The sequence below is a fragment of the Alphaproteobacteria bacterium genome, assembly GCA_019695395.1.
Taxonomy (GTDB): domain Bacteria; phylum Pseudomonadota; class Alphaproteobacteria; order JAEUKQ01; family JAIBAD01; genus JAIBAD01.
In genome coordinates this window covers 1-18122 of the sequence record JAIBAD010000007.1, presented here as the reverse complement: position 1 = coordinate 18122, position 18122 = coordinate 1, and the positions used below count along the sequence as shown (strand labels likewise).

General features: G+C 31.8%; 12 protein-coding genes. 7 read left to right on the top strand and 5 right to left on the bottom strand.

Features of this window, described 5'->3' with window-relative positions:
* Window positions 1–449 precede the first annotated feature (449 nt).
* From K1X44_02130 to K1X44_02115, 4 genes are all read left to right on the top strand, one after another.
* Window positions 450–1613, top strand: a complete 1164-nt coding sequence (locus K1X44_02130) for an N-acetylmuramoyl-L-alanine amidase (GenBank protein MBX7146088.1) — start codon at window positions 450–452, stop codon at window positions 1611–1613.
* A gap of 58 nt (window positions 1614–1671) precedes the next feature.
* A complete protein-coding gene (locus K1X44_02125) occupies window positions 1672–4122 on the top strand; it encodes a penicillin-binding protein 1A (protein ID MBX7146087.1) in 2451 nt (816 codons plus the stop codon).
* Window positions 4123–4161: 39 nt separating this feature from the next.
* A protein-coding gene (gene prfB, locus K1X44_02120) for a peptide chain release factor 2 (GenBank protein MBX7146086.1) occupies window positions 4162–5275 on the top strand; the annotation gives its coding sequence in 2 pieces (ribosomal slippage) (window positions 4162–4230 and window positions 4232–5275; 1113 coding nt in all).
* Window positions 5276–5355: 80 nt separating this feature from the next.
* Entirely contained in the window at window positions 5356–6615 is a 1260-nt protein-coding gene (locus K1X44_02115; GenBank protein MBX7146085.1) for a hypothetical protein, read from the top strand.
* 1 nt (window position 6616) lies between these two features.
* Here the strand turns inward: K1X44_02115 and bcp are convergent, their stop codons facing one another.
* Both bcp and K1X44_02105 read right to left on the bottom strand, forming a co-directional pair.
* A complete protein-coding gene (bcp, locus tag K1X44_02110; GenBank protein MBX7146084.1) occupies window positions 6617–7081 on the bottom strand; it encodes a thioredoxin-dependent thiol peroxidase in 465 nt (154 codons plus the stop codon).
* A 9-nt stretch (window positions 7082–7090) separates the two neighbouring features.
* Window positions 7091–10027, bottom strand: coding sequence for a bifunctional [glutamine synthetase] adenylyltransferase/[glutamine synthetase]-adenylyl-L-tyrosine phosphorylase (locus tag K1X44_02105; protein ID MBX7146083.1), 2937 nt, complete (start codon window positions 10025–10027; stop codon window positions 7091–7093).
* A 103-nt stretch (window positions 10028–10130) separates the two neighbouring features.
* On the opposite strand from K1X44_02105, the gene K1X44_02100 reads away from it, so the two are divergent.
* Window positions 10131–13304, top strand: a complete 3174-nt coding sequence (locus K1X44_02100) for an AsmA-like C-terminal region-containing protein (protein MBX7146082.1) — start codon at window positions 10131–10133, stop codon at window positions 13302–13304.
* 17 nt (window positions 13305–13321) lie between these two features.
* Here the strand turns inward: K1X44_02100 and K1X44_02095 are convergent, their stop codons facing one another.
* The 3 genes from K1X44_02095 to tyrS form a co-directional block, all read right to left on the bottom strand.
* Window positions 13322–14185: an AraC family transcriptional regulator gene (locus tag K1X44_02095; GenBank protein ID MBX7146081.1), complete on the bottom strand. Its 864-nt coding sequence runs from the start codon at window positions 14183–14185 to the stop codon at window positions 13322–13324.
* Between the two features lie 39 nt (window positions 14186–14224).
* Window positions 14225–14659: a GyrI-like domain-containing protein gene (locus K1X44_02090; GenBank protein MBX7146080.1), complete on the bottom strand. Its 435-nt coding sequence runs from the start codon at window positions 14657–14659 to the stop codon at window positions 14225–14227.
* 111 nt (window positions 14660–14770) lie between these two features.
* Window positions 14771–16024, bottom strand: a complete 1254-nt coding sequence (gene tyrS / locus K1X44_02085; GenBank protein MBX7146079.1) for a tyrosine--tRNA ligase — start codon at window positions 16022–16024, stop codon at window positions 14771–14773.
* A gap of 86 nt (window positions 16025–16110) precedes the next feature.
* On the opposite strand from tyrS, the gene K1X44_02080 reads away from it, so the two are divergent.
* On the top strand, window positions 16111–17202 hold the full coding sequence (locus tag K1X44_02080; protein MBX7146078.1) for an anhydro-N-acetylmuramic acid kinase: 1092 nt from the start codon (window positions 16111–16113) through the stop codon (window positions 17200–17202).
* 7 nt (window positions 17203–17209) lie between these two features.
* Entirely contained in the window at window positions 17210–17941 is a 732-nt protein-coding gene (locus tag K1X44_02075; protein ID MBX7146077.1) for a ComF family protein, read from the top strand.
* The last annotated feature ends 181 nt before the right edge of the window (window positions 17942–18122 follow it).

The window sequence follows — 18122 nt, the reverse complement described above, 5'->3', positions numbered from 1 at the left end:
ACCCTTAATTATATAATATAAATATTGTATCAGCTTTCATTATTTTATATAAGTATTTTTTAATTACTTTCTAGAAGTTACAATAAATTGTACTTAGTAATTATTTATAATCATGATGTATCTTGAATAGAATTATTGGTATGCGTTCCTTTATTTTTAAATATTACCGATATTTCTTTTTTATTTTTTTACTATTAAATATTTGGGTATTTGTGCCCCGGACCCTTTATGCTGCAGAGACAGTATTAACTGCCCTAAGAATAGGGGAACATCCTGGTAAAACTCGTTTTGTAGCGGAATTTATAAATAAACCTAACTATACTATTTATGGTATAACTAATCCTAAAAAAATTGTAATTGAAATTCCTAATTCGGATGTCAGATCTGTTAATAAAATTTTATCTGCCCAGGGATTAATTTCAAACCGGGGATTAATCGCAAAAACTGAAATTGTTTATAAAAAAAATACAACACAAATTCTATTGACTTTTACTTATCCTGTTAAAATTAGTGATCAAGATTTATTACCACCCCTTGGTCGCAAAACCTATAGATTGGTTTTAGATTTTCAAAAAAGTACAGTTAATCAATTTGAAAGCTGGGCAAAAACAACAAAATCAAAAATTGACTCTAGTAAAGAAGAAAAGGTTGATATTCAACCTTCAATTCCAGCGCAAATAGAAAAAACAGCTTCTAATATCAATCCATCTCTATCTGAAAAACCTGTAGAAAATTCGGATAAAACAATAAAATCGGATCAAGAAGTTAAAACTACCCCATCAGAAATCGAGCCAAAAATTGTCCATGAAGATTTTAAAGATTTAATACCACCGTCAAAACCTTCATTTAAAGAAAATAAAACAGTTCCGATTTTTTCAAATCAAAATTCTTTACCCGTTAAACCCAATACACCTAAACCTATCGTCATTGTTTTAGATCCAGGTCACGGTGGTAATGATCCAGGCGCAATTAGTGAGCATAATCTTAGAGAAAAAAATATAACTTTAGCTATGGCGCTTCAGTTAAAAAAATTAATTGAAGAAACTGGTCGTTATAAAGTTTTTCTAACAAGGAATTCTGATCGATATGTAGTTTTAAGAGACCGTATAGCAATAGCACGCCAAGTAAAAGGCGATCTTTTTATATCATTGCATGCTGATATGCATTCTCAACCTAATTTGCGTGGAGCTTCTATTTATACTTTATCAGAACAAGCATCAGATGCTGAAGCTGAAGCATTGGCTAGTAAGGAAAACAAAGCGGATTTAATTGCAGGGGTTGATTTAACAGAACAAAGTCCAATTATTAGTAATATTTTAATTGATTTAACCCAGCGTGAAACAATGAATAGATCCGTGCAGTTTGCAACGCTGCTCGTTGAAGAATTAAAAGAAAGCACATTGCTTTTACATAATACACATCGATTTGCTGGATTTGCCGTTTTGAAAGCGCCGGATATTCCTTCCGTTCTTTTGGAAATGGGCTATTTATCCAATCCTGAAGATGAAATACTCTTAAATTCACCAGAATATCATGCTAAACTAGCAGGTGTGATTTTATCTGGTGTTGAAAGATATTTTGCGTTACAAAAAAGAGTAGAAATTCCAGATTAATTTTACAATTAACCTTAAAGATCAGAATAAAATTTATATGATTTAGCTAAAGTGAAAAATGACACATATTTTAAAAACAATTAGTGCTTTATTTATATTTTGTGCTCTTTTGTCTGGAGCGATTGGGCTTGGGGTTTATAAATATTATGCCAAAGATCTTCCTGATTATACTCAATTGGCCCATTATGATCCCCCAATTGTTACAAGAATTTATGCAACAGATGGGAGATTATTAACGGAGTATGCAACAGAAAACAGAGTTTTTGTTCCTATTCAGGCTATTCCTAAAAGGCTCATTAATGCTTTTTTAGCAGCCGAGGATAAAACATTTTATAGTCATAAAGGTATTGATTTACCAGGTGTGGTCCAAGCTTTTCTAACCAATTTTTTTAATAAAATTCAAGGTGCAGATCGTCGTCCAGTTGGTGCTTCAACTATTACCCAGCAAGTTGCAAAAAATTTTTTATTAACAAATGAATTATCCCTAGCCAGGAAAGTTAAAGAGATTATTTTAGCTTACCGTATTGAACAAGCTTTTAGTAAAGATCGTATTTTAGAGCTTTATTTAAATGAAATTTATCTAGGTACAGGCAATTATGGGGTTGTTTCTGCAAGTTTAAATTATTTTAATAAATCTTTAGATGATTTAACTGTTTCTGAAGCTGCCTATTTAGCAGCTTTACCTAAAGCGCCCAACCATTATCATCCGGTTCATGATTATGAAGCCGCAAAATCAAGAAGAGATTGGGTTATTGGTCGTATGGCCGAAGATGGGTATATTACTGAAGACCAAAAAAACGCCGCTCTTGCCGAACCTTTGCAAGTAAAACAACGAGGTATAACAGAAACAGCAAGGGCCGATTATTTTGCAGAAGAAGTACGTCGCCAGATTATTAATCTTTATGGAGATGATGTTTTATATAAGGGTGGTTTGGTTGTACGTACCAGTCTTGATCCAAGATTGCAAGCTATAGCGGATAAATATTTAAAAGCCGGGATGCTTAATTATGATCGCCGTCATGGATATAGGGGCCCATTAAATCATTTTAATGTTCAAAATGATTGGCAACAAAAACTATCTTCTTTACCTATTCCCCCTGATTTGGGGTCATGGAAAGTGGCTGTAGTTTTATCGTTAACGGATAGTGAAGCATCAATTGGATTTAATGATGGCAAAAAAGGAACCATACCTTTAGCTGAACTAAAATGGGCGCGTCTTGTTAAAAAAACAGGGTGGGGTAAAGTTGTTGCAAAACCATCAGATGTTTTAACAGTGGGTGATGTGGTTTTGGTTGAAAATATTTCCGATCAACAAGATCGATATACATTGCGTCAAATCCCAGAAATAGGGGCAGCATTAGTTGCACTTGATCCTCATACAGGAAGAGTTTTAGCCATGACCGGGGGATGGAGCTATAAAATGAGCGAATTTAACAGGGCAACCCAAGCTAAAAGACAGCCAGGTTCCTCTTTTAAACCGTTTGTTTATATGGCAGCTTTGGATAGTGGATACACACCTTCAACTTTAATTTTGGATGCTCCTGTAACTGTTAACCAAGGTCCAGGAATGCCTCTTTGGACACCCAAAAATTATACACACGAATATTCTGGACCAACAACAATGCGTGTGGGAGTAGAGAAATCAAAAAATTTGATGACTGTCCGTATGGCGCAAGCTGTTGGTATGCCTAAAATTGTTGAGTATGCAAAAAAATTTGGTATTGATGAAAATATGTTACCTGTTTTTTCCATGGCCTTAGGTGCGGGTGAAACGACAGTTTTGAAATTAACAACAGCTTATGCCATGATTGTCAATGGGGGCAAAAAAATTGACCCATCTTTTATTGATCGTATTCAAGATAGAAATGGTAAAACTACTTACCGATATGATCAACGTACTTGCCCAGAATGTTTTGTCGAAGAATGGAAACAACAAGTTACCCCCAAATTAACTGATACGCGTGCTCAGATCGAAGATCCACTTACAGCTTATCAGATGGTGTCGATTTTAGAGGGTGTTGTTCAACGTGGAACGGGAAGTACAATTCGTTCTGTAGGAAAACCTTTAGCTGGAAAAACAGGGACAAGTAATGATTATAATGATGCATGGTTTGTGGGTTTTTCTCCTGATTTAGCGGTGGGGGTTTATTTTGGATTTGATCAACCTCGTAGTTTAGGGAATAATGAAGCAGGTGCAGGTGTTGCTGCCCCGGTTTTTCGTGATTTTATGAATGAAGCTTTAAAAGATCAGCCAGGTATACCTTTTAGAATACCACCTGGGATAAGATTAATTCGGGTTGATGCTACGACAGGACAAAGATCTTATGCAGGGTCAAATGTTATTTTAGAAGCTTTCAAACCAGGTACGGAACCAGATGCATCCCAACAACAGGTCATCACGGGTGAAGCTATCCCGCAAAGTGATATGTTTGGTATAACTGATGGTGAGGGTATGCAACAATTACCTTCACAAGAAGAACCATCAGGAAATGCAGGTGGTTTATATTAAGGATAAAAATTTTTAAAATAAAAATATTAAAAGGTAATAATGAAAGCAGAAATACTTAGTATCATTCAATCTATTCGTGCGTCCCTTGATCTTATCCGGAGGCATCTTTAACTGGGACCATGCAATAAACCGGTTAGCAGAACTTGATCATTTATGTGAAGACCCAAAGCTTTGGGACAATTCCGCTCATGCACAAAAACTTATGCGGGAGCGAACACATTTACAGTTTTCAATCAATTCGTATCAAAATTTATTGAAAGAACTTGAAGATACAATTGCTCTTATTGAATTGGCTGAATTTGAAAATGATCAAGAAATTATTGCGGAAGCTGAAGCAACTTTGCATCGTTTGCGTCATGTAACGTCCCAACAAGAACTAGCCAGTTTATTGTCAGGTGAGGCTGATAGTAATGAATGCTATCTTGAAATTCATCCAGGTGCAGGTGGCACGGAAGCGCAAGATTGGGCCCAAATTTTATTACGTATGTATGCAAGATGGGCAGAACAGCATAATTATAAAATTGAATGGATAGAAGAAAGTAGCGGCGAAGAGGCAGGAATTAAATCTGCAACGATTAGGATTAAAGGGGCTTATGCCTATGGTTGGTTAAAAACTGAAAGTGGGGTGCATAGATTGGTTCGGATTTCCCCATTTGATAGCCAAGCAAAAAGACATACAAGTTTTGCATCCATTTGGGTTTATCCTGTGATTGATGATACAATCGAAATAGATATTCAGGATAAAGATTTGCGTGTTGATACGTTTCGTGCTTCAGGTGCAGGAGGACAACATGTTAATAAAACAGATAGTGCAATCAGAATTACCCATATCCCTACGGGCATTGTTGTCCAATGTCAATCGGATCGTTCGCAACATCGAAATCGGGCTATGGCCTATGATATGCTGAAGGCACGTCTTTATGAACGGGAATTACAAAAGAGGGAGGCAGAAGCCCAAAGTATAGAAGCAACAAAAACTGATATTGGATGGGGGCATCAAATTCGCTCTTATGTTTTGCATCCTTATCAAATGGTCAAAGATTTAAGAACGAATGTTGAAACAAGTAATACGGGTGCTGTATTGGACGGCGACATTGATTTATTTATTCATGCATCACTAGCAGCACGTGTTGGGCATATACGAAATGATTGACATAATCACTTTATTAATGTTGTGATGATATAATGATATTTTCTACCTACAAAATACGACTTATAAAAACTATTAAGATAATGAAGAAAAGATTTACTGCCCCATTCAGTTTGAATTGGTTTTTTCTTAGACAAAATGGATCATCGGCTTATTTTATTCATCGATTTCAATCTCGTGAATTATGGCGAAGAAAAAGATGGTTTGCGCGGTTGGTTTTATGTATCAAACAAATATTAGCTCCTTTTATCGGTTTGATTATTATATGTCTTAGTATATATAGAAATGGTTGGATTGTAAAAAAACGGGTTGGGAAAAGTTTAACGCGCCAGTTTTTAGATCAGGTGCCGTTGGCATTAACCTATCCTTTCTTACCTAGATGGTATTATATTTTTGAGCTTTATGAAGATAGAAAATATAGATTATGGAAAGATTATCTTTATCGTTTTGAAACGAAGAGAGGAATTTATAGTTATTTGAAAAGAATCTATCAAACTAAACCAAGGGTTCATTTAAAAAATAAAATTAAATTTAATGAAATTTGCCATAGAAATAATCTTGCCCATATACCAATTTTTGCTTCTTTTTTACAAGGTCAATATATAAATCTAAATAATAATTCTTCCGTAGAATTATTACCTTCTTGTGATTTATTTTTTAAACCAACTTTAGGCCGGGGAGGATACGGTATAGAAAGATGGGATTATGTTGGTGAAGGTAAATATTCTAACAATAGCAAAGTATTACCAGCTGCTGAACTTATTGACCAATTTCGTATTTTGTCACATATAAAACCTTTTTTTGTTCAACCAAGGATAAAAGTTCATCAAGAGTTAGAAGATTTGGCTAATGGTGCCTTATCAACAATTCGGGTTGTATCAATAGAAGATGAACATGGAAATTATGAAATTACTCATGCAATTTTTCGTATGGCTGTTGGCAATAACCATACGGTTGATAATTTTCATGCTGGAGGCATAGCAGCAGCAGTTAATATCGAAACCGGAACATTGGGATTAGCAAGTGATATAGGACTTAATCGTAACTCAAGATGGCATGAAATTCATCCAACAACGCATGCAAAGATTTTAGGCAGACAATTACCACTTTGGAAAGAAACATGTGAACTTGTTAAGCAGGCCCATAGTCATTTTGGAGTACGTTTAATCATAGGATGGGATATAGCTATATGTTCGAATAAACCCGTTATTGTAGAAGGAAATGGACGCCCCGATCTTGATATTATTCAGCGTATTGGTCAAAGGCCAGCTGGAAATGAACGTTTGGGGCAACTCTTAGTTTATCATTTAAAACGCTATATAAAAAATGAAACAAAAAATTAAATTATTGAGGCTGTATTATATTTAAAATTTCATCAATGTGACCTGGGACTTTCACTTTACGCCATATATGATCAATTACCCCTTTTTCATTGATTAAAAAAGTGGCGCGGTCAATGCCCATATATTTTTTACCATACATGCTTTTTTCAATCCAGGTACCATAGGCTTCACAAATTTTACCCTCTTCATCTGATATTAAAATAAAATTTAAATTATATTTGTTTTTGAATTTTGTGTGGCTTTGCTGATTGTCTTTTGAAACACCAATAACAACCGTTTTATGATCAACAAAATTGCTTTGCTTATCACGAAAATCGCACGCTTCTTTAGTACAACCAGGGGTATCATCTTTGGGATAAAAATATAAAATGACTTTTTTACCTTTAAATTGTTTTAAGGATATTTTTTTACCATCATCAGCATAGGCTGTGAAATCTGGCGCTGCTATTCCTGGTTTTAATGTCATAATTTACCTTTATATTTCAATAGGTTTTAAAATGGTTTGATATAATGATTGTACTTGTTCTGATGTATCAAGCAACGACATTTTTAATATGTCAAAATTTTCTTTACCAATCATATAGGACATTGTTTTTTGATTAACTAAAGAAAAATCTTTTTCATGACCATTTAATCCCAAAATTTCGAATGTAACTAAAATCTTTTGGTAAAATTGAAAAGCATTTAATAAAATTTCTGTATGATTAGTGGATAAGATTTTGTATTTGTTTAAAGCTTTTAATGCAGCTATTGTGTGTGAATGTAAAATGCTTGGATATCTAAATCCGTAAATAAGCTGGAGATATTGGCATATAAACTCTATATCAATTATACCGCCTTTAACATATTTAATTTCCCAAATATTTTGGGTAGGATGGTTTTTAAATAATCGTTCACGCATTTCTAAAACATCGCGGAGAATTTTTAAATTTGATCTTTTTTGACAAAGAATATTTCGAATGGTTTTATTAACGGTTGGTTTAAAGTTATTAAAATCACAAATTACTCTTGCTTTAGTTAACGCCATATATTCCCATGTCCATGCCTGTTCTTGATAGTAGCGTGTAAAAGCACTAAGCGATGAAGCAATAGGCCCAACGTTACCCGATGGTCTAAGCCGCATATCAATATCGTACAATTTACCTTCTTTACTGATTAAACTAATGGCATGGATAAATCGCTGAGTTAACCGTGCGCTATAATCATTAAGTGATGATATTTTTTTTCCTATAATTTCATTATTTTCTTTCTCCGGATTGTAAAGAAAGATAAGGTCAAGATCTGATGAAAAACTTAATCCGTTTGCCCCTAACTTACCTAAAGCAATTACAGCAATTTTATAATTTGGTAACGATCCATATTGATGTGTAAAGGCCTGGTAGGTAATATCAAAAACTATTTGGATTATTATGTTGGCTATATTACTTAAATAATATGTTAAAGTTTCTATATCAATTTGTTTTTTAAAAAATTTAAAAGCAAGTTGAAATTTTTTTTCCTTAAGCCAACGTCTGCATATATTTAAATTTTCTTCATAATTATTCTCAAAAATAATTTGTGTATGTAATTCTTTTTTTAACTTTGGTAAAGGTGGGAGGGGATCATAAAAGAATGGTGTTATAATAAATTCTGCAAGTTGGGGTTTTTCATTTAAAAGTTCAACTAGAAAAGGTGTATAAATCATAATATCCGATATTGTTGAAAAAATATTAGGATAATTATGAAGAAGTGAAAAAATTTGTATACCAGTGGGTAAACTAGAAATAAATTTATCAAACCTAATTAAAGCTAATTCTGGGTTAGTACTTTGCCCAAAAATTTTTAATAGTTTTGGAACAAGTATATATAAAAGATTTTTGACTTTTTCATTTTGGGTAGAACGATATTGGCCTGTATACCATCGTCTAATAATATCAATAACAGATAAAGGATTGGTAAAACCAAGCTTTTCCAAAAATTTAATTGTTTCACTATCATAATCTATTCCAGTAAAAATTAAAGAATGGTTTGAATTTGTTTCTGATGTGGGATTAAATAATTTAATATAATTTTTGGCAACATTATTAAGATAGTAATAAGTTTTTGCTTCAAAATCTTTGATAGATTTCTCCTTTATAAAACAAGATAATTGTTTCAATTTTTCGGGTTGGGATGGCAATTCATGAATTTGATGATCATCAATCATCTGTAATCTATGTTCTAATGTTCTTAAATAAATATAAGCTTCTTTCATTAGCTCAGATGTTTTTTTATCAACGCAACCTATATGTACAAGTTGATCAAGAGCATCCTCTAAAGATGAGGTTTGTAAATCTTTATAACGCCCCCCCCAAATTAATTGTTGTGTTTGAATAAAAAATTCGATTTCACGTATACCACCTGCCCCAATTTTAATATTATGACCTTCAAGTTTGATTTTATTATGCCCATGATTAATATGAATTTGTTCTTTCATTCTGTGAATATCTTGTAAAGCAGCAAAATCTAAATATTTACGCCAAATAAAAGGTTGAATTGTTTTTAAAAAATTTTGACCTATTTCAAAATCACCGGCAATTGTTCTTGCCCGGATCAATGCTAATCTTTCCCAATTTTGTCCAAAAGTTTCGTAATAATTTTCTGCAGCTTGAATAGAGATACATAAAGGTGTAGATACAGGATCAGGGCGTAATCTTAAATCAACTCGAAAAACATACCCATCGACAGTTGGGTATTGTAAAATATGAATAAATTGCCGTGTAAATGTTGTAAAAAAATTTTGTAAACTTTGTTTTCCTTTATAAATTATCTTATTCGGATCATAAAGCATAATAAGGTCGATATCACTGGAATAATTTAATTCTTTTCCACCTAATTTACCCATTCCAAGAATAACAAAGCCACACTTTTTAAGAATGTCATGATCATGAAATATTAGATCACCTTTTAACCGTGCTTGATTCAAAAGATAATGACATGTTAAATTAAGAATGGTGTCAGCAAAATGGCTTAATTTTCTGACAATCTCCTTGAAATACCACCATTGAGCTAAATCGGACAATGCAATAACCAAAGAAATACGTCGTTTTGCAATACGCAAATGATGCATGAATAAATTTATATCAGAAATATTAGATAAAATTTGTTCTAATTCTTTAAGAATTTTATCATATACGATTATACTTTTTTCTGTGCAAAGAGAATAGAAGGTATCAGGTTCGTTTAAAAGGCAATATGTTAAATAGGGACTATTCCCAAAAATTGACTGGAGTATCTTTTGCCCCTGTAAATTATTTGTTAGATCTATAATAAATTGTTTCAAATGATCTGATTGACTAGTAACAAGATTTCGCCATTTTTCCATACCTAATTTGGCTTGGCTATCATCAGAGGGCAAGGGTAAATGATTAAAGTTTATTGATGGGTTTAACATAAAATTAAATTGTATGTTATATTAGTTATGTTAGTGAGAAGATATATTGCTTAAAATTATTATAAATGATTAAATCAGAAAAATAAATTATAAAGGTTTTAAAGTGTCTTATAGATTAATGCGTTATGTGACAAAAGGGATTTCTATTTGCTTGTTAATTTTAAGCACTTTATTAATTATTGGCCTATATAATTTGTCAAATAACAAATCAGTTAATTTAAATTTTTTTATTCCTTTAATTGAAGAAAAACTAGAAAAAAATCAGACTGGCCTGGACATTGTTATTAACAATATATCTTTAACATGGAAAAAAAATACTTTTTATCCACGTATATTGTTTAATCAAATTATACTTATGAATAAAAACGAAGATTTTTCTTTAACTTTGCCTGATCTGGTTTTAGATATTAATTTTTTTTCTTTATTACACAATAAATTAATAATTAAAAAAGTATCTTTAGTTGATTTAAATATCAATTTAAAAAGAACGGCAGAAGATAAATTAATTATCGATTCTTTTAATGATAGAAAATCTTTATCACAAAAAATCTATTTTGATAAAATTTTATATTTAATTAAAAAGTTAAATTTTATAAACGTATCTACAAACAAAGAACTAAATTCAAATATTAATCTTGAATTATTACGTGGTTCTATAAATTTTATTGATCAATCGGAGCAATCAATTTTTTATCTAGATTCATTTAATTATTATGTTTCTTTTGATCCTTTAACTTTTGAAGGAAATTATGATCTAAATTTAGAAGGTAAGTATAAAGGATCTATAACAGGAATTTTTGCGTTTAATAAACAATTGCAGAAAATGCATCTACAAAATAAAATTGATCAGATACCTTTGGCTTTTATAACTGATAATTTTTTATCAAACCATAAAATTGTATCATCAGAAATAAATATTTCAGCAGACCTAGAAATTGATATAGGATTGGATGGACAATTTTATAGTTTTTATACAAAAGGAATTATAGGGCAAGGTTCTATTACGTCACCATTATGGAATAATCAACTATTTCAAATTGATCAGGCAGATTTCACCGCTTTTTCCCAAAATCAACAGAAGATTGTTTTGGAAAATTTTGATATACAATCTTTGAATACTATCTTTAATAGTCAAGGAATAATCGAACTTGCAGATAATTTAGAACAAATTAATTTTACAGGTACGTTAAATGTCAAAGATTTATCCGTAGATTATTTGAAAAAATATTGGCCTGCTAATGCTGTACGAAATGTACATCAATGGATTGAGCATAATATTGATACAGCAATGATCCGCCATTATCAATCAGAATTTTCAATTACTTTTAATTCAATTACACAAAATTTTTTATTAGATCATTTTAATAGTTCTTTCGTAATAAACGATTTTGTATTTCATTATCTTGATTATATGCCACCCGTACAAGATGGTGTGGTAACGGCCACTTTAAATCAAAATGAATTTAATGCAGAGTTTAACGGTGTAAGATCAGAAAATATTAAAATTAATGATCATGCCCGATTGTCAATTGGGCCATTTGATCAAAAAGATCAAACAATTAAAATCCAAATTGCTACAAACAGTTCTTTGAATAAAATTTTATCTTTACTTAACCACCCAAAACTTGAATATGCAAATAAACTGGGGTTTGATCCTGCAAAGGTTGAAGGTACTGTAGACGCGGATCTGTTGGTCAATTTTTTGGCAAAGAAAGATTTGGATATGAACGATATTGATTTTAAGGTAGAAGGTAATTTAAATAATATTAATATAAAGAATATTTTTAATAATCGTGATTTGGCAGAGGGTAATTTCAATTTAATACTTAATCCGAATTTTATGAAAATAAAAGGTGAAGGGTTATTAGATTCAATTCAAACCAATATAGATTGGACAGAAAATTTTAATAAAAATTTGGACCAGCAAAGATCAATTAAACTTTCGGGTCAACTTACAACAAATGATATAAAAAATTGGGGTTTAGATTTAAAGGATTATGTTAAAGGTCCAATTAGTTTTAATGTAAATTTGGATAACAATAAAAATACAATTCAAGCAATTGATGGATCGTTTATATTTGATCAAACAGAGATTAATGTGCCCACTCTTGATTGGATAAAAAGTAAATCCGATCATGCAATTTTAAATTTTAAATATAATAATTTGTTGCCTCAACCTAATAATCTTCAATTTATATTTACAACATCGACAGCAGATATAAGTGGGGAAATGAATTTACCCTTTAATCAATCTTTAGTAAAATTTAATCGTTTTAAATTAGGGATAACAGATTTAAAAAATGTAACAGTTAACTTTATTAACCCTTCATTATCAATTTTGATAGATCAAGGAATACTAGATATCGCCCCTTTTTTGAAACAAAAAAATGAAGAAAATAATAAAAAACCTTTTAATATAAAAAGTACTGGATCATTAAAATTATATAATCATGATAATAAGATTTTGGATCCAGCAACAATTGAATTAAGTTATAATGGGACATCGTGGAATACAATTAATATTAAAGGTGATTTTAATAATAATGATGACCTTAAATTAGTCTATACTAGTGATCCATTACGTCAAAGGCATGAATTAAGGTTTGTGTGTGATAATATGGGATATTTGTTAAAACAGCTAGGTATTCTTGAAAATATAGAAGATGGAAAAATGAAAATTTCTGGATATATTGATGATCGTGATCCTCAAAGAGTTTTTTATGGAAAAAGTAAAATGGGATCTTTTCGTTTTACAAACGCATCATTTTTAGCCAGATTATTTACAATGGCATCTTTGACGGGAATTCTCGATTTATTAACAGGAGAGGGGGTTTGGTTTACAAACTTTTCATCAGACTTTTCTATTCATGATGGGAAAATAAATATACCAGAACTTCGTGCACATGGGCCGTCTCTTGGTATTACAAGTAGAGGAATAATTGATTTTGCTCATGATAAAATTGACTTAGAAGGTACTATAGCACCTGCGTATCTATTGAATAGTATTCTAAACAATATTCCTATTATAGGTCCTATTATAAATGGGGGTGAAGGCGAAGGCATATTTTCTTCTACCTATAAAGCTTATGGTTCAATTAACCAGCCTATATTCGATATTAATCATTTCTCTATTCTAACGCCAGGATTTTTACGAGATATTTTTAATCCAGAATCAGATAATTTGGATGATGATTTTGATGATAATCTTGAAAAAATACCGGATATCCAACCTTTTAGTCCAAAACAAGAAAATAATATTTTAAAAGATACGCATTAGATTATACAAATAATTTTTTACTTAGAAGATGCTAAAGGTAAGTAAATATCTGTAATTAGTTCTGTGGCTGATACATCTCGGGGATTATTTATATATTCTTCAAAAATTGGTTGATCCGTCGTTTCAAATGCTGATTGAGGAAGCCATTGACCATATAACCATTGATAAGCTGCACGCATACTAGCATAAGGCCCAATATAACGTAATACAGCATAAAGCCCACCATGAATATAAGAGGAAATAATAGGTGGATTAACATTAAAATGATTTTCTATAACCATTGCGGCCTGAGATTTTAGATCTTTTTCAGCTGTGATAGAAGGATCATCAAAATAAATTCCGAGCATACGTTGGTTTGTTGTAACTAAATCATGTGCACCAAGCCAGGTAAATAACTTATAAAAAGCTTTTCCTATGTCTATATAAGATCCCTGATGATTAAGTGCGACTATTTTTAAATCTGATACGTGTCGAATAATAACCGGATAATTTTGTTCAGATAAAGATTGTTTTGATAAAAGTTGGAATTGGTGGTGGTTCCCTTTTTTACGATATTGTGCTGGTGGTAACCCATATTCTTGTTTAAATAACCTTGTAAAAGATTGAAGATTGGGATATCCGCTTTTCTTGGCAATGATTGCAGGTGATAATTCTGTATGAGATAAATATGTGGCAGCTTTTTGTAGACGCAAACGCTTTACTGTATCGGCAATGGTTTCACCGTAAAGAGCGTGATAAAGACGATGCCAGTGATATGGCGACATACATGCAATATCAGCCAATTTTAATAAATCTAAGGGTTCATTTAAATGATCATAAATATAGGTTATAACACGGTTTAATCGTTGTTCATAATCTTTGAGATGGGAAGCTTTACGCATCGTATTAACCTATATTTATGATTCATCTCTTAATAATTTTTATTTAACACCAATAAAAATATCAATAGTACCAGAAGATTGATAGTGTTCATAATCGGCAATAAAAGTTCTTTGAAGGGGCTGTTGCCAAATTTCAAACCATTTTTCTCCAACACTTTGTGGGCCGTTTTTTACATTAAATATTTTTCTTGTTTCAGGCATAATAGTAAATGAAACTAATGATTCTGGTAATCTTTCTATTGTTTTAACGGCCACACCAATAATAAGGGAATAAACGCATTCTTCATATTTTCCGATGTTTTTAAAATGTGTATATACAGCATAAATATCAGAAGAAATTTTATTAGAAATTTTATCTAAAATATTTTCTTGATAAAATTTTTGCCAATGCAGTGGAATAGTTTCTGCAGCTATAGCATTGGATGTTTTTAGTTCAAGTCCCACAATAGTAATTGGTTCTTGGATATTTTTCATTATATGTTTTCCTTTTAATAAAGTTAAAATATAATAAAAATCTATCACATTGTTTTTTGATAAATCTTGCTGTATTGAACTTTGAAAAATTAATATAAAAGATTATTATGATTACGATACTTTAATTAATGCATGTTTTTTTCGTCCAGCTGATAGTTTAATTATACCATCCTCATTCATAAAATTTTTGGTTATTTTAAACATTTCATCTGTTATTTTTTCATCATTAACTTTTGCGCCTCCTCCCTGGATTAATCGTCTGGCTTCGGCATTGCTTGTTGTAAGTCCCGATTGTTTAAAAAGTTCAAAAGCAGGAATGCCATGATCCAATTTGCTGAGAGACATTTCAAAAATGGGTAAAGCTTCACCAATTTTGCCTTCACTAAAAGTTAAGCGTGCAGTTTCTGCAGATTTTTCTGCTTCATCTTTTCCATGAACCAATGTTGTAATAGCATTAGCAAGCATAATTTTAGCGTGATTAATTTCGGCACCTGGCAATTTTTCTAGTCTTGAAACTTCATCCAAAGGAATATCAGTAAAAAGTTTTAAAAACTTTCCAACATCTGCATCATCTGTGTTGCGCCAATATTGCCAAAAATCATAAGGGTTAAGTTTTTCAGAATCTAACCATACAGCTCCAGATGCAGTTTTTCCCATTTTTGTTCCGGATGCAGTAGTTAATAATGATGTGCATAATCCAAATAATTCTTGATGTTCCAAACGTTTTGCTAAATCGATACCACTTACAATATTACCCCATTGATCAGAGCCTCCCATTTGTAACCGGCAATTATAACGACGAAATAATTCTAAAAAATCATAGGCTTGAAGAATCATATAATTAAATTCAAGAAAGCTTAGAGGCTGTTGTCGATCTAACCGTAATTTGACAGAATCAAAGGATAGCATTCGATTAACAGAAAAATATTTTCCATAATCCCGAAGAAATTCTATGTAATTTAAATGTTTAAGCCAATCATCATTATTAACAATGATAGCATCATTTGTTTTATTTCCAAAAGAAAGGAATTTTGAAAAAATAGGTGTTATTTTTTTTATGTTTTGATCAATTTGCTGTTCTGTCAAAATTTGGCGACTTTCGTCCTTACCTGATGGGTCGCCAATTTTTGTTGTTCCCCCTCCCACAACAATAATGGGTTTGTGTCCGTGTTGTTGCAAACGTCTTAAAAGCATGATTTGCATCATATGACCTACATGAAGACTATCAGCGGTTGCATCACACCCATTATATCCAATGATAACATCAGTTGATGCTATTTCATCTAAAGATTCAAGATTGGTGCATTGGTAAAAATAACCACGGGACATAATCGTGTTAATAAAGCTAGATTTAAAATTATTCATAAAACTTCCCATTCGTATTATTTTAGTATAAATTAATTATTAGCTGGATTTGTCAATTAACAAAAGTAATAAATAGAGAAAATAAAATGACCAAATTATTATCGGCTCTGGGATTAATGAGTGGAACAAGCGGGGATGGAATTGATATTGCTTTGCTTGAGACCGATGGCGATAAAGAAGTTCATTTTTATCAAGGTCATACCTATCCTTATGACCAAATTTTTCGTCAGAAAATTTTTAAAGCTATGCAAGATAATACCAATGTGGATTTAATTAAATCTTTAGAAGAAGAATTAACTTATCTTCATAGTCAAGCTGTCCAATCTTTTTTAACAACCATTAAAAAAGACAGTTCAACTATTGATGTTATTGGATTTCATGGCCAGACTTTAATTCATAAACCTCATGATAAAATAACAAAACAAATTGGTAATGGTGAACTTCTTGCAAAATTAACAGGCATCAAAGTTGTTAATGATTTCCGTACCCAAGATGTGCTTGAAGGTGGTCAAGGAGCACCCTTAGTACCTATTTACCATCATGCATTAACGCGATCTTTGCAGCATCCATTAGCTGTTGTTAATATTGGTGGGGTTGCTAATGTAACTTGGATTAATCACGATGATCCAGAAAAATTAATTGCCTTTGATACAGGTCCAGGTAATGCATTGATAGATGATTGGGTAAGCAAACATAGTGATAATTATTACGATTATGATGGAAGTTATGCGCGTCAAGGAAAGATCCATCCGGAACTTTTAGATATTTTAATGGATCATCATTATTTTTCTTTAAAACCCCCAAAATCTTTGGATCGATATGGTTTTGATGTTTCGTGTTTGCAAGGTCTTTCTTTTTTAGATGGAACAGCCACATTAACAGCTTTTACTGTAGAATCGATTGTAAAATCTGTACAATATTTTCCAGAACCTGTTCAACTGTGGCTAGTGACAGGTGGGGGAAGACATAATAAAACTTTAATGCAAAATTTGCAGGAACGATTAAAAGTTACAGTTAAACCAGTAGAAGCTTTTGGTTGGGAAGGTGATAGTTTAGAAGCCCAAGCTTTTGCTTATTGCGCTGTTCGTTTTTTAAAAAAATTACCTATTAGTTTTCCAAAAACAACAGGTGTCATACGTCCAATATATGGGGGACATTTATCATTAGGTCTCTCTTAATGATAAAATGTTAAAAAATATTTTACATTCCGCGCTTAATCTTGTTTTACCAATACGATGTTTGGGATGTGATGTGTTTCTTCACCCGCCAGGAATAAATTCTGGAAATGCAGTTTGCTTTGATTGCTTTGCAAATCTTAGTTTTTTAACTGATCCGCAATGTTCGTGTTGTGGATATCCCTTTGATTACGATAATGATCAGGAATTATGCCTTGCTTGTTTAAAAAATAAACCTCTCTATCGCCGAGCAAAAGCTGCTTTACGTTATGATGACTTTAGTAGATTATTTATTTTAAAATTTAAATATGCTGATCAAACGCATGCTTGCGATCTTTATACACGTTGGTTAATTAAAGCAGGCGAAAAATGTTTAAAAGATGTTTCAATGATTACACCTGTGCCGCTTTATTGGGTTCGTTTATGGCAAAGACGCTATAATCAATCAGCCTTACTAGCTAAACATTTAGCTACTTTAACCTCTTTGAAATATATTCCTAATTTACTCATTAGGTCTAGATCAACTCTCTCCCAAGGAAATATGAGTAATTATCAGAGACAAAAAAATGTAAAAAATGCTTTTACATTTAATTCTAAATATAAACACACTATACAAGGGAAACATATTCTTCTTATAGATGACGTTTTCACAACAGGTGCAACAGTTTTGGAATGCACAAAAACGCTTTTAAATGCTGGTGCTGCCAATGTTGATATTTTAACTTTAGCCCGTGTCGTTTAATTTATATATAATTATAAAAAAATATGAGTTTTGATGATATAGATAAAACTAAAAAATCTTTTAAGGTAGCATGTTTGCAAATCGCATCCTTAGGTGACACATACCAAAATATAGAAATGGTGTGTGATTTTATTGGTGAAGCCGCACGTGAAAAAGCAGAGTTAATTTTGACACCTGAAAA